Source organism: Parasphingomonas puruogangriensis (assembly GCF_036663635.1).
Lineage (GTDB): Bacteria > Pseudomonadota > Alphaproteobacteria > Sphingomonadales > Sphingomonadaceae > Sphingomonas.
Window position 1 is genome coordinate 74,249 of the sequence record NZ_JAXOJI010000002.1, and the last position, 12,435, is coordinate 86,683.

Annotated in this window: 10 protein-coding genes and 1 pseudogene; 5 read left to right on the forward strand and 6 right to left on the reverse strand. The window is 64.0% G+C overall.

Annotated features, from left to right (window positions below; genetic code table 11):
* Positions 1-52: 52 nt before the first annotated feature.
* Positions 53-1,039 carry a HoxN/HupN/NixA family nickel/cobalt transporter gene (locus tag U1739_RS05940; protein ID WP_332705057.1) on the forward strand — a complete coding sequence of 329 codons (987 nt, stop codon included), beginning with the start codon at positions 53-55 and terminating at the stop codon, positions 1,037-1,039.
* 29 nt (positions 1,040-1,068) lie between these two features.
* Here the strand turns inward: U1739_RS05940 and U1739_RS05945 are convergent, their stop codons facing one another.
* Entirely contained in the window at positions 1,069-1,818 is a 750-nt protein-coding gene (locus tag U1739_RS05945; RefSeq protein ID WP_332705060.1) for a two-component system sensor histidine kinase NtrB, read from the reverse strand.
* A 372-nt stretch (positions 1,819-2,190) separates the two neighbouring features.
* Here U1739_RS05945 and U1739_RS05950 point away from each other — a divergent pair, with 372 nt between their 5' ends.
* The 3 genes from U1739_RS05950 (at position 2,191) to U1739_RS05960 (ending at position 4,479) form a co-directional block, all read left to right on the forward strand.
* Positions 2,191-2,622 carry a helix-turn-helix domain-containing protein gene (locus U1739_RS05950; RefSeq protein WP_332705063.1) on the forward strand — a complete coding sequence of 144 codons (432 nt, stop codon included), beginning with the start codon at positions 2,191-2,193 and terminating at the stop codon, positions 2,620-2,622.
* 145 nt (positions 2,623-2,767) lie between these two features.
* The gene (copM, locus tag U1739_RS05955) at positions 2,768-3,064 is read left to right on the forward strand and encodes a CopM family metallochaperone (protein ID WP_443025508.1); all 297 of its coding nucleotides are present in this window, start codon (positions 2,768-2,770) and stop codon (positions 3,062-3,064) included.
* Positions 3,061-4,479 (forward strand): YncE family protein, encoded by a 1,419-nt coding sequence (locus U1739_RS05960; protein WP_332705069.1) that lies wholly within the window; start codon positions 3,061-3,063, stop codon positions 4,477-4,479. Before copM ends, U1739_RS05960 begins: the two co-directional genes overlap by 4 nt.
* A 399-nt stretch (positions 4,480-4,878) precedes the next feature.
* Here the strand turns inward: U1739_RS05960 and U1739_RS05965 are convergent, their stop codons facing one another.
* From U1739_RS05965 to U1739_RS05980, 5 genes and pseudogenes are all read right to left on the reverse strand, one after another.
* Entirely contained in the window at positions 4,879-6,135 is a 1,257-nt protein-coding gene (locus tag U1739_RS05965; RefSeq protein WP_332705072.1) for an alkaline phosphatase family protein, read from the reverse strand.
* Positions 6,136-6,277: 142 nt separating this feature from the next.
* Positions 6,278-9,352: a TonB-dependent receptor domain-containing protein gene (locus U1739_RS05970; protein WP_332705075.1), complete on the reverse strand. Its 3,075-nt coding sequence runs from the start codon at positions 9,350-9,352 to the stop codon at positions 6,278-6,280.
* A 90-nt stretch (positions 9,353-9,442) separates the two neighbouring features.
* Positions 9,443-10,264 carry a FecR family protein gene (locus tag U1739_RS05975; RefSeq protein ID WP_332705078.1) on the reverse strand — a complete coding sequence of 274 codons (822 nt, stop codon included), beginning with the start codon at positions 10,262-10,264 and terminating at the stop codon, positions 9,443-9,445.
* A gap of 9 nt (positions 10,265-10,273) precedes the next feature.
* Positions 10,274-10,480: pseudogene (locus tag U1739_RS21135) on the reverse strand (DUF4880 domain-containing protein); the annotation flags it as partial.
* Positions 10,392-10,991, reverse strand: a complete 600-nt coding sequence (locus U1739_RS05980; protein WP_332705081.1) for a sigma-70 family RNA polymerase sigma factor — start codon at positions 10,989-10,991, stop codon at positions 10,392-10,394. The gene U1739_RS05980 and the pseudogene U1739_RS21135, both read right to left, overlap by 89 nt.
* 529 nt (positions 10,992-11,520) lie before the next feature.
* On the opposite strand from U1739_RS05980, the gene U1739_RS05985 reads away from it, so the two are divergent.
* Positions 11,521-12,342: an alpha/beta fold hydrolase gene (locus U1739_RS05985; RefSeq protein WP_332706554.1), complete on the forward strand. Its 822-nt coding sequence runs from the start codon at positions 11,521-11,523 to the stop codon at positions 12,340-12,342.
* Positions 12,343-12,435 lie beyond the last annotated feature (93 nt).

Below are 12,435 nucleotides of genomic sequence, written 5' to 3' on the forward strand. Positions count from 1 at the left end.
AAGTCCTTCGGGCGGCGGCGCCGTTCCCGAGACGCACCCCCGCGGGGCAGGATTGCGGCAGCGGCTGCTGACGATCTACGCGGTCCTCGCCATCGTCAACGGTGGCGCCTGGATCTGGGCGTTCCTCGCTTTCGCAGAGAAGCCGTTGATGATGGGCGTCGCCGTCGTGGCCTACGGGCTTGGGCTCCGACATGCTATGGATGCCGACCACATCGCCGCGATCGACAACGTCACCCGGAAACTCATGCGGGACGGGCGGCGGCCGGTGTCGGTCGGCTTCTTCTTCGCGCTCGGCCATTCGAGCGTCGTCGGCCTGATGACCATCCTGGTGGCCAGCCTGGCAGTCGCACTCGGAAGTTTCGAACAGTATGGGAAAGTGGGCGGAAGGCTGAGCGCCGCGACGTCGATGGTGTTCTTCGTATTCGTGGTGGCCATGAACCTCGGCATACTCAGAGCGCTTCATGCCGATTACCGGCGCGTCCGCGCAGGCCGTGTCGCCGGGCACGGCTCCGGCGACGTGCTCGCCCACCAAGGACTGCTGGCGCGCCTGCTCCGACCGGCTTTCCGTCTGATCACACGCAGTTGGCACATGTTCCCGCTCGGCGCGCTCTTCGGACTGGGATTCGAGACCGCCACCGAAGTCACCATCTTCGGAGTGTCCGCGGCCCAGGCGGCGAACGGTCTACCCCTCAGCGCCGTCCTCGTCCTCCCCGCCCTGTTCGCAGCCGGCATGATGCTGATGGACACCACGGACGGGGTTCTGATGCTTGGGGTCTATGACTGGGCGTCCCAGAAGCCGATGCGCAGGATCTACTACAACATGACCATCACGCTGGTCTCGGTGGCCGTCGCCCTGCTGATCGGGGCCGTTCAGCTCGCTAACCTCCTACGTGACAGGATGGACGGAGATGGCGCCGCATCGCATCTGGCCCAACTATTGGAGGGCAACATGAACACCCTGGGAATCGCGGTCGTCGTGATCCTGCTGGCGAGCTGGCTGCTTTCCTGGACGGTCCATCGCTTTCGAAAGCCCGGCTGAGCACTCCACGCGACGCGGCGGTGGCACGATCAGGGCCTATAGCCAGGGACTTCAGCGGGGAGGCGGATGATGATGAGTGTTCCGCGCCCAGGCCGGCTCTGCACCTCGACGGAACCGCCCACCGAGCGCACGAACTCCCGCACCATCATGAGGCCGAGGCCCGTCCCGGATCCGGTCGATCTCGTCGTGACGAAGGGATCGAACACGCGCGATGCGACTTCCGGCGACATGCCGCATCCAGTGTCTGCGATGCGCAGGACAGCGCAGGGCAAACCGTCGTCGGTCAGCCCCGCCTCCTGCGACACCGCGATCCGCAGACGGCCGCCGGCCGGCATCGCGTGCCGGGCGTTGACGACCAAATTGAGGACTGCGTTCTCCAACGCGCAGGGATCGCACAGGACGGGCGGAACACCGTCGTCGAGCAGGAACTCGACCGTGATGGCTGGCCCCGCTGCGAGGATGATCACGTCCTGGACCTCCGCAAGCCTCTGACAGATCGATGTCGGGGTAGTGGCGGCCGCCCTCGATCCACGGACATCGAAGATCTCGCGACTGAGATCGCAGGCGCGCTCGACCGACACGTGCGCCGCCCGGATGATCGGGCTGAGCGTATCCCGCAGTTCCGCGTCCAACGCCCGATCTATCAGCCTCACGGCGCTGCCGAGCACCTGCAGCAGATTCGAAAGGTCGTGCGCCGAGCCTGCGGACATGAGGCCGAGCTTCACGAGTCGGATGAGTTCCGGATCCTGCAAGCCCCCTAGCGTCTCGGTCTCGGGCATTCCCGAAGCCCTGTGTAGGACGTCACCAACCTGCGATCGATGGACGTGCCTGGTGCGGTCTCCAGGTGGTTGCATGTGTTCGGTCCTCATTGAATGCCCGACGGGGCGCAATGGAGCGATGCGATGCTCGCTCTGCGCACCGGAAATCACCGAAACCGAGGGATCGGTCTTTTCAAATCAAACGATATACCCGCACCATCGCCGGGCGGAGGCGCAAACGATTGAATTTTAATGCCTTTCTGGGCCGCCCTCACGTCATCTCACGCCGCCCGCCATCTCCTTACGCTCCTATCCCGCCCCGCCGCGCTAGGCCCTTGGACCACAGCGACCCGCTTGAAGCGCAAGCCGGGCGCCTGAATCCAGGAGGACGGAATGCAGCCCGTGACACATGATCCGCACGGCCCCCCGCTGCCGACGACGCGTTCCCCCCAGGCGATCGAGCCCGGACCGTCCAGGATCAAACCGCTGCCCAAATGGCGGTTGCGGCGGGTTGAGGAGTTCGTCGACAGCAGGATCGACGAGCCTTTGACCCTCAGCCAGCTGGCTGCCGCAGCGGGCCTGTCGCGGATGCATTTCGCCGCACAGTTCCGCGCGGCGATCGGTGCCAGACCGCACGACTATCTGCTCCGCCGACGCGTGGAGCGATCGATCTCCCTGATGTCCGACCCCAAGGTGTCGCTCGCCGAAGTGGCCCTATCGTCCGGATTCCAAAGCCAGAGCCACTTCTCGACCGTGTTCCGACGTTTCCAGGGCACCTCCCCTGCGGTTTGGCGGGGGCAGCGCAGTTGCGGAGTGCGCCGGTAGCGGACGCGGCTCGTGTGATCGAAGTCCAGATGATCGCGCCAGCCGGAAGGAGAGCGAAATGAGGAAAAGGACGGCCATCCCGGGGGCAGCGGCGATCGCGCTATCGACTGCCGCATATGCCCAGCCCGAAGGTTTCGCGTCGGCGATGGATACGGCGATGGCGCGAATGCATGGCGCGATGATGATCTCCCATAGCGGTGATCCCGACCGCGACTTCGCCCGCATGATGATCCCGCACCATCAGGGCGCGATCGACATGGCCGTGATCGAACTTCGATACGGCAAAGACGAACGCCTGCGGCGTCTTGCGCAGGGCATAGTCGTCGAACAACGACAGGAGATTGCTGTGATGCGGGAAACCCTGACCGATCGGCCAGCGTCACCGTCGAGGAACAAGCCGGACCCGTTCCCCAAGCGCGGTGTTCACGGAGACCACCAATGAGACGGGTCCTACTGACCGTCGTCGCGTCAATCGCCATCGCCACCCCCGCGAGCGCGCAGCAGGTTCCCTACGCTGCGACCGACATTCCGGTCAGCGCGCAGGATCGGTTCTACACGTCCGATCAGTTCTCGAATACGGTGTCGGTCATCGACCCGTCCACCAATACGCTGCTCGGCGTCATCAAGCTCGGCGACGACACTCCCGCGAACCTGAGCCCCCTGTATAGGGGGCAGATGCTGGTTCACGGCATGGGCTTCTCTCCCGACCGTAAGACCCTGGCCGTCGTGTCGGTAGGCTCTAACTCGATCACCTTCATAGACACCGCCACGAACGCGGTGAGGCACACGACCTATGTCGGCCGGTCGCCGCACGAAGCCTTCTTCCGACCGGACGGGCGTGAGGTCTGGGTGACGGTGCGAGGCGAAGACTATGTCCAAGTGCTCGACGGCAGGACGTTCGAGCCGACGATGAGGATAGCGGTCCCGAACGGGCCGGGCATGACGATCTTCTCGCCGAACGGCAGATACGCATACGTCTGTTCCAGCTTCACGCCGGAGACGGTCGTCATCGACACGTCCACCAAACGGATAGTTGGACGGGTGAAGCAGGAGAGCCCGTTCTGCCCCGACATCTCTGCGACGCCGGACGGCAAACAGGTCTGGCTGACGCTCAAGGACGTCGGCAAGGTCATGGTCTTCGGCGCAACGCCGCCGTTCGGGGTGCTCAAGACCATCGACACCGGTGCGATCACCAACCACGTCAACATCGTCCGCAACGCGGGCGGGCAGTTCGCCTATGTGACGGTGGGCACCGAGAACGTCGTCAAGGTCTTCCGCACGACGGACTTCGTGCAGGTCGCCACGATCCAGGTCGGGGCGCTTCCGCATGGCCTTTGGCCATCGGGTGACGGGAAGCGCATCTATGTCGGCCTCGAGAACGCCGATGCGGTCGCCGCGATAGACACGCTGACCAACAACGTCATCGCCACGATCCCCATCGGCCAAGGTCCACAGGGCGTCGCCTATGTTCCAGGCGCCGTCCCCACCGGTGACGGCCGGGCGAACCTGGCTCCCCTCGCACAAGCCGGGATGAAGGTGCAGCTGACGCTCGCCGGAATGGGACGGAGCCAAGTGACGTTATTCGATCAGGGGCAGGTGCAGATCCTCCAGGCCGCGGTCGCCGGCTTGGCCCCAAACATGCCCTATGTCCTCGGCCTCTCCCCTCGCGCCGATGGCCGCGGCGCGATCCAGGCTCTCGCCGAGTTCACGACGAACCCGGCGGGCGCCGCGATCGTGATCACGGTGGGACCTCTCCGCGAAATCGTCAACGAAGCGAAGACCGACGACCGCCGGTATCTCGTCATCGCGCATGGTGGCGGCATGACGGACGGCTCGATAGTTCAGGTCCAGCAGTGACGTGGAGCTGCGCAGCATCCTGTCAGCAACGCGGAAAATGACGGCTTGCCCGACGGTGAAGCTAGCGTCCCCGCTGTGGGCCTCGAGCATCCGGCGCCATGCGCCTGCCCGCTCGTCCCACGACGGCGTCGCCACCGATCATAAGCGCCACAACGCTCGCTGACAGATCCGCGATGTCGCATCCTCGCTCTTCCGGCCATCGGTGAACGCCTGCTCAGTGCGCCAGCTCGGGTCAGGCGGGGCAGCCGCAGATCCTTGCGCAGGTCTCGCGGACGCACGACCGCCGCAATCCCAGCGGCGATTGACGTTCGGATGCCCGAATGGTCATCAGCCGGCGCGCCAACTCGTCCCTACGGCCACGATGGGTGGTCAGGACGCGAGCGACTTCTCATCGAACACCTAAAACAATGGCTTGCCATCGGCGCTCGGCAGCGAAACGCCAAGCAGCTTCGCGATGGTCGGCGCGATGTCGCGCTGGTCGATGCTGCCGATCGAGCCCCGGCGGGGCACGCCGGGTCCAGCGATGAAAAAGCTGGCCCACATCTCGGGATGGGTCGGAAAGTATCCGTGAGTTCCCTTCAGCGAGTATGGCTGGATCAATGGCCCGCGCGTGCTGCCGCTGTTGCTGAAGCCGAGCTTGAAATCCATCCAGAAGCTTGCCGCCGCCGTCCCGCCCATCGCCACCACCTCGTTGTGGTCGATGATCTTGCCGATCCCATTGGCGGGATCGGCTGCCAGCCGATCCAGCAGCGCGCGCGTCTTCCGGGCCGTGGCCGCGTCGCCCGGATCAGCGAGCGTGACCGCCGCCGACCCGCGGCCCCACGGAACGGCCTTCCAGTTCAGCACTTTGCCGGTCGCCGGATCAAGCGTCAGCAGCCCCGCCTCGGCGAAGGCGCGCGTGAGATTGACAGCCGTGTGGACCGGCGCGAAGCCGTGATCCGATACGACCGCGACGATCAGATCGGGCTCGACGGCTCGCGCCTTCGCGATGAGTTCGCCGATCGCCGCATCGATCGCCTGGAGCGCATCGATCGCCTCGGCCGACCCGGGGCCGTGGTCGTGCTCGGCTTCATCGAGGCTGATGAAGTGAAGCGTGAAGAAGTATGGCCGCTTCAAGGCGTATATGGTCTCCGCCAGCCTTGCCCGGGCTTGGTCGGAAGCGACATCTCCGCCAATGGCAGGCGCCAACGGCGCTCCGTTCTTCTCTAGCGCGGTCAGCAGCCCCGGCGTGGACAGCGCCCGCACCAGCTTCACGTCCTCCGGCGTGCGCGCACGCCAGTAATCGGGAATGTTGTAGTCGATCGCCGCCATGCCCACCGTCGCCGGCCAGCTGATCGACGCCGTCGAGCGGCTCGCGGCGTGCGCCGCGTCCCACAAGGTGGGCACCTTGATGTCCTCGGCATACCAATGCCAGCCGTCCAGGTTCGCACCGGTAGGGTCGAAGACCTGGTTGTTTTCGATTCCGTGCCTCACCGGCCAAACGCCGGTGACCATGCTCGTGTGATTAGGATAGGTGGCGGTTGGAAGGCTGTTCCGCACGCCGCTGGCGTGAGTGCCGCTCGCCATCAGCCGCCGAAGGTTGGGGACTCGAAAGCCACGCTTGTCAGCCGCGATCACATCGAGCGGCTGCATGCCATCCACGGAGATCAGCAGCACCGGAGCCGCCTGCGCCAGGGGTGTGATGAATAGCATGCCCAGAAGGGCTACGATCGCACGTGTCGATATCATATGAATACCTTCTGCGGCCGCACCCGGTGGCGATACCGGTCCGAAGTGAGAGGGGAAGCGGGGAAGCAACTTAGAAACGGTATTTCGCATCGATGAAAAAACGTCGCCCGTATATGTCGAAGCGGCCGCGGTATTCGTTTCTGACTTCGGGCAGTTTATCGAAGACGTTCTTGACGCCCAAACCTATATTGACTGAACTGTTGATAGGGGCAGTCAGATACGTATCGTGGTAGACTAGCGATGAAACCACGTATGCCTCTGCATAATCGTCAGCCGAGGTGTTCGACAACTTGGTGCCGTCGATATACCTCGCCGTCCAGTTCGCTTCGGTCGCCCCGAGCTTACCTGACAGCGTGACGTTCGCCACGATCTGCGGAATGTCGAACTGGCCGAGCAACTTGGTGACCTGCTCGGGCTTCGACGGGTCCGATACGAGCTCGTTCTTCGTCGTGTAGGATCCCTGGGCGACCAAGCCCACGGCGAAGCGCCTACCCCACAACGATCCAGCTTCGGTCCGATAGCGCAGAGTGACGTCGACACCCTCAGCCGCAAGCTGGCTGAAGTTGACGGGCTGGACGTAGACGCTGTCGATCGAACCGCCGGATTGGCGCTGGATCTGACTGCACAGGAGCGCGTCGAGCGAAGCCTTGTCCACGCAACCGTTCAAGATGTTGACCAGCGACAGACTCGCCACCGCCCCATCGATCTTGATGTCGTAATAATCGACCGAGAGGCTGAGGTTGGGTATCGCCCTCGGCTGGACGACCACGCCGAGGGTGAGACTGTTCGACGTCTCAGGCCGCAGTTGATCGTTTCCGGTGGTGATGATGGTGCGGTTGACGGAGTATAGCGGATCGTTCCAACCGGCGGGGATGCCGAGCGCTGCGCAGTTCTTCGCGCGGTTCGGGTTCGCGTTGACATACAGGCTGTGGCACGGGTCGAAGATATAGGCGTTGCCTCGCGATCCGGGGCTGAACAACTCGATGAGATTGGGCGCCCTCACGCTCCTGGAACGGGTGACCCTGAACCGGACGTCAGGGATCGGAGCGTAGACCGCGCCGGCCTTCCAAGTCACCGTGCCCCCGGACGTGGAATAGTGCGAGTAGCGCGCGGCTCCATTCAACTCCAGATAATCCGCGAACGGTTGGTCCTTCAGCAGTGGAACGGAAACCTCGCCGAATGCTTCGGAGGCTGAGATCGAGCCATCGCGCTTCGTCCCGGAGTATAGATAGAGCTGATTCGCCGCTGCAAGGGCGTCGGGCCGCGACTCGATCGTGTCTTCTCGATACTCGACGCCCGTTGCGAAGTTCAGTGGCCCTGCCGGCAGATCGATGAGACTGCCGGTCAGTTGCGCGCCGGCGACCTTCTGCTCGTTGATCGTCACCCAGGTTGCGTCGTGGCTGAAATAGCCGACCGCGCCCGGAGTGGCTGCGTATGGACCGAACAGGTTGAGCGGCTGGCAGCCGGCCGCGCGCGCAGCCGCGCTGGCGCATTGCGGACCGTCGGGACCGGCCACAACGTCGATCGCCTCTCTGAACCGGGAGGTTATCTGGGTGTTGCTGATGGTGTCCTCGGCGCGGAACCGACCATATTGGCCGAACACGCGCCAGTTGAGTTTTGGCCCGATAGCCCCGTCGAGGCTGAGGATGCCGGTGTAGCTGGTCCTCGTCACGTCCCGCGTGACGGGACCGCTGTCCTTGTTCGAACGAGTGACCGAGAGGGTGGTCAGACCTTTGGCGTCCATCAGCGCGCGCACGTCGGCTGGGATGAGCGGGTTGTCATGGCCGGGCTGGTGAAAGATCGTATAGGAGCCAGCGCCGCTGTTGCTCGGCGGCAAGCCGTCCTTCGTAGTGGTTTCAGAAAAGTCGAACTGGGATGAGAGTTTGATGCTGTCCGTGACGTCGTAGCTGGCCGTGGCGAGTAAAGCGCCGGTCGTGATTTCGGGGATCAGGTAACCGAACTCAGCGTTGTTCAGCCCGTCGCCACCGCCATAACCATACACCCCGTCATAGGCGAGGCCGCCGTTGACAGCGGGCCGCAAGGACTGGTCATAGGTATATCGCGTGCCGGCTACCGTGAACGTTCCGCCGTATGACAAGAGGGGCTGGCGGTAACCAGGCAATGAGAAGAAGTCATAGATCCCGTCATTGGGACCGGTGTTCGCCGGGTTCGGAACCGAAAGGTAGGCCGACCGGGAAAACGGCCTGTCGGCCTTCTTGAGCGGCTGGTCGTGATTGAACGATCCGCCGATCGTGAAGCGGCCCCTTTCGCCCAAGGCGCCACCGACGAGGGCGCCGATGGACGACGACGCGGCGTCGCCGCGACTGCTCAGGCCTTGCCGGACGTCGAGCTCCACTCCGCTCACCTGCTTCTTGAGCAGAATGTTGACCACGCCGCTCACGGCATCTGCACCGTAGACCGCAGCCGCGCCGCCCGTGACGATCTCGACCCGTTCGACCAGGTTGGAGGGAATGGTCGAGAGGTCCAGGGCCGATGACGTCGTCGAGCCGGAGACGCGGCGATGGCCGTCCACCAGAACGAGCGTTCGGCCCACACCAAGTCCGCGCAGGTTGACGAACTGACCACCGAGATCGCCCTGCGCCCTATTGGTGTTGATCGGCCCCTGACCGATTCCGAGCTGCGGCAGCTCATTGAGGACGTCGTATATCCGGCTCTCCCCGGTCCGCCTGATATCGGCTTCCCGGGTCACCGCCGTCGGTGCGGAAGCCTCGAACTCCCTCCGCCCGATCCTGGATCCGGTCACCACGATCTCATCCTTCTTGGCGTCCCCCGACTTGTCGTCCTGGATGCCCAAGCCTCCGATCTCCGCCGGAACTCCCGCTGCCGCCTTGCGAAGGATGATTATGTTTCCCTGGTCAGACGCGATCTCCAGCCCCGTGCCCGCGATCATCGAACGCAGTGCGGCTCGCGCGTTCAGAGGGCCTGACACCGCTTGGCTGATCACCGAAGCCGGCAGGTCTGCCGGCGCGATGACCTGAAGACCCGACTGCTGGGCGAACGCGGCCACGGCGGCGGGGACGCTTTGGGCCGGGATGTCGAATTGCGCGTTCTGGGCATTTGCGGGCGCTGAAATAGCCGCAGCGCCGCCGAGCATTCCACAGACAAGAGCCGTTCTCGAAAACATAAATTCCCCCGCACCGTTACCAAGGCTCTCAAGCCATTGGCCTTAGGATGCAGATGGGAGACCTTCCCGCCATTCGGCCTGAAAAAAAATTCAGCTTTTGTAGATGATGACCTCGTTGCCCCTTCGAACGCTCTTGAGCCCCAGGCTCAACGCAACGTTCCTGGCGAATCCCGCGGGATCGTTCGTCGCATAGACACCCGTAATGTGGAGATGGACGATCGACGGATCCTCCACTCTGATTTTGAGATCGGAATAGCGGCCGAATTCCTCTGCGGCCTGCGCCAGAGTGAGGCCCTGCAGATCGAGCCGGCCATGTCGCCACGCAAGGGCATTGCTGAGCCGGGCAGCGTCCAAGGTGGTGATGTCGGGGGTCGCCGCCGGGTCCACCGCGAATTGGATGCCGGCGTGGACCTGACCAAGCACCTCCCTTCCCCGACCTACCTCGACGACACCCTCTGAAACGAGCAACCGGATCGCGTCCGGACCGATCAGTCGCACCGAGAAGCTCGTACCGATCGCACGGACGCTGAGATCGCCCGCATAGACGACAAACGGGCGCGCGGGATCCTTCGCGACCTGGAACAGCGCTTCACCGTAGACGAGATCGATCCGGCGCAACCCGCTCGTCAGCACGGGCCTGATCTGCGTCAGCGTGTTGAGCGTGATATGAGAGCCTTCATGAAGCGCGACTAAGCGAACCGCCCCTTTGGCGGTCTCGATCGATCGTGCGCCGAGGCCCGGATTGCGACGGGAGAAGGTGAAAATTCCGCCGCTGACCGCAGTTGCAGCCACCACGCTGGCGGCCATCGCCATCACCCGACGGCGCGCCACCGGCTCAGATGGCTCCACGGGCTGGGCGGGAAAACCTTCCCCCAATGCGACCGCTCGATCAAGGTGGACGTTGATCGCCATGGCACGCGCGTAGGCCCCTGCCCGCCTTGGGTCAGCGGCAGCCCATCGCTCGAGCTCTTCTCCATCTTCAGCGGAAAGTCGACCGCGATCGCCAAGCGCGACCCACGCTGCGGCGGCCTGATCGATCTCAGCGGCTGTCTCTCGTGGCCCATTCTGTTTGTTCGACGGCGGGTGGCTCATACCTGTTAGATGCCGATTTGCGATGACTTCCGCCATGTCCAATTATGCTGCCGAGCAATCCGAGCGCTTTTCCGATGTGCTTCTCGATGGTGTTCTCGGAAACGCCCATGGCGATGGCGACCTCACGTTGGCTGAGGCCGCGCACCTTCCGCAGCACGAACGCCTCCCGGCATTTCGGGGGCAATTCGTCGATCAATCTGGCCAGAAGCCCCAACTCCTGCCGACCTGCGGCGACCATTTCCGGGGACGGGGTGTCGTCGGGAATGAGGAGGGCGTCGAAATCGGCCAAAGCGCTGAATGCAATGACCCGCGACTGTCGGAATGATCGAAGGATGACGGACTTCGCCACCTCGAAAAAGTAGATACGTGGACGATAAATGTGGTCAACCGCCTCTAGGCCGGCAAGGATCGCGTAGCTCTCCTGAACGATGTCGTCGACATCGAGGCCTGGCACGCTTCGGCGGTTGAGCCACGAGCGCAGCTCCGGCTCATGCACCAGAATGTGCTGTGTGAGCCATAAGGCTCTTTCGGGCGTCGCGACTGGCACCGGACGCCTATCCAAGCTGGACGTTACAATCCGGCGACACCGAACCCTTTAATTAACCGTATTCGAAACGGTCGGTGCACCGACGAGACCGCTCGTCCGCTGTCATGCGGGCGAATCTCCTCGGCGTTCTCATCCACAGGAATCGGAGCATTGGCCTTTGTCGCTGCGACACGCATCCCCGGCGGGGAACAATCGTGTCGACAGAGTAACTCGAAGTGATTGGCATGGTGCGACCGGCCAAACCTCACTGCACCGCCAGCCCGCCCCTTCCCAGCTTCTCACGTCGACTAACGGCAACTGGCTGGGCCCGCCGCCGGTAGGGGTCCACAACATCATGCATCTGATCCGACCGCGCTGGCCGGAGATAGGAAGGAACATGCTGGTGACACGACTGGTCCCGTCCGCAAGCCGCCGGTCGGTCGTCGCGGCCGCCACGTTTGGTCTCACCCTGTCCGCCCTTGGATTGCCAGCGCTGGCCGGAGGAAGACGGCAACATCAACCTCGCAAGACCGAACCGAAGGGCATGAACATGGGCACGATCAAGACCGCCGACGGCGCCGACATCTTCTTCAAGGATTGGGGCGAGGGTCCCGTCGTCATGTTCTCGCACGGGTGGCCGCTCAACGCCGACGCCTGGGAGGACCAGATGTTCGTGCTCGCCTCCAACGGCTACCGCGCCATCGCGCACGACAGGCGTGGTCATGGCCGCTCCAGCCAGACCTGGGGCGGCAACGACATGGACACCTATGCGGACGATCTCGCGGCCGTCGTCCGCGCGCTCGACCTCAAGGACGTCACCCACGTCGGTCATTCGACCGGCGGCGGCGAAGTCGCCCGCTACATCGGCCGGCACGGAACGTCCCGGGTAAAGGCGGCGGTGCTGGTGGCGGCGATCCCGCCCACGATGCTTAAGACGGCCGACAATCCCGATGGCTCCCCGATGGAGGTGTTCGACGCCATCCGCGAGGGCGTCGCGAAGGATCGGGCGCAGTTCTATCGTGATCTCGCCGAGCCGTTCTACGGTGCGAACCGCGCGGGATCGAAGGTCTCGCAGGGCATCAAGGATGCGTTCTGGAGCCAGTCGATGATGGCCGGCCTGAAGGGCGCATACGACTGCATCGCGCAGTTCTCCGAACAAGTATTCGTCGACGACCTGAAGAAGTTCGACGTACCGACCCTGATCATCCACGGCGATGATGATCAGATCGTCCCGTTTGCCGACGCTGCCCCGAAGACGGCACGGCTCGTGAACGGCGCCACGCTCAAGGTCTACCCCGGAGCTCCCCACGGACTACCCGTGACGCATCGGGAGGAGTTCAACGGCGATCTGCTCGCCTTCCTGAAGACCTGACGCGGCGCCGGCGCCGCACCGGAGCTCCCCCGCCCCCCCGCCCGGTGCGGCGCCACCCATCTCCACCCCATCGGCGAACTCCCCCTCCATCAG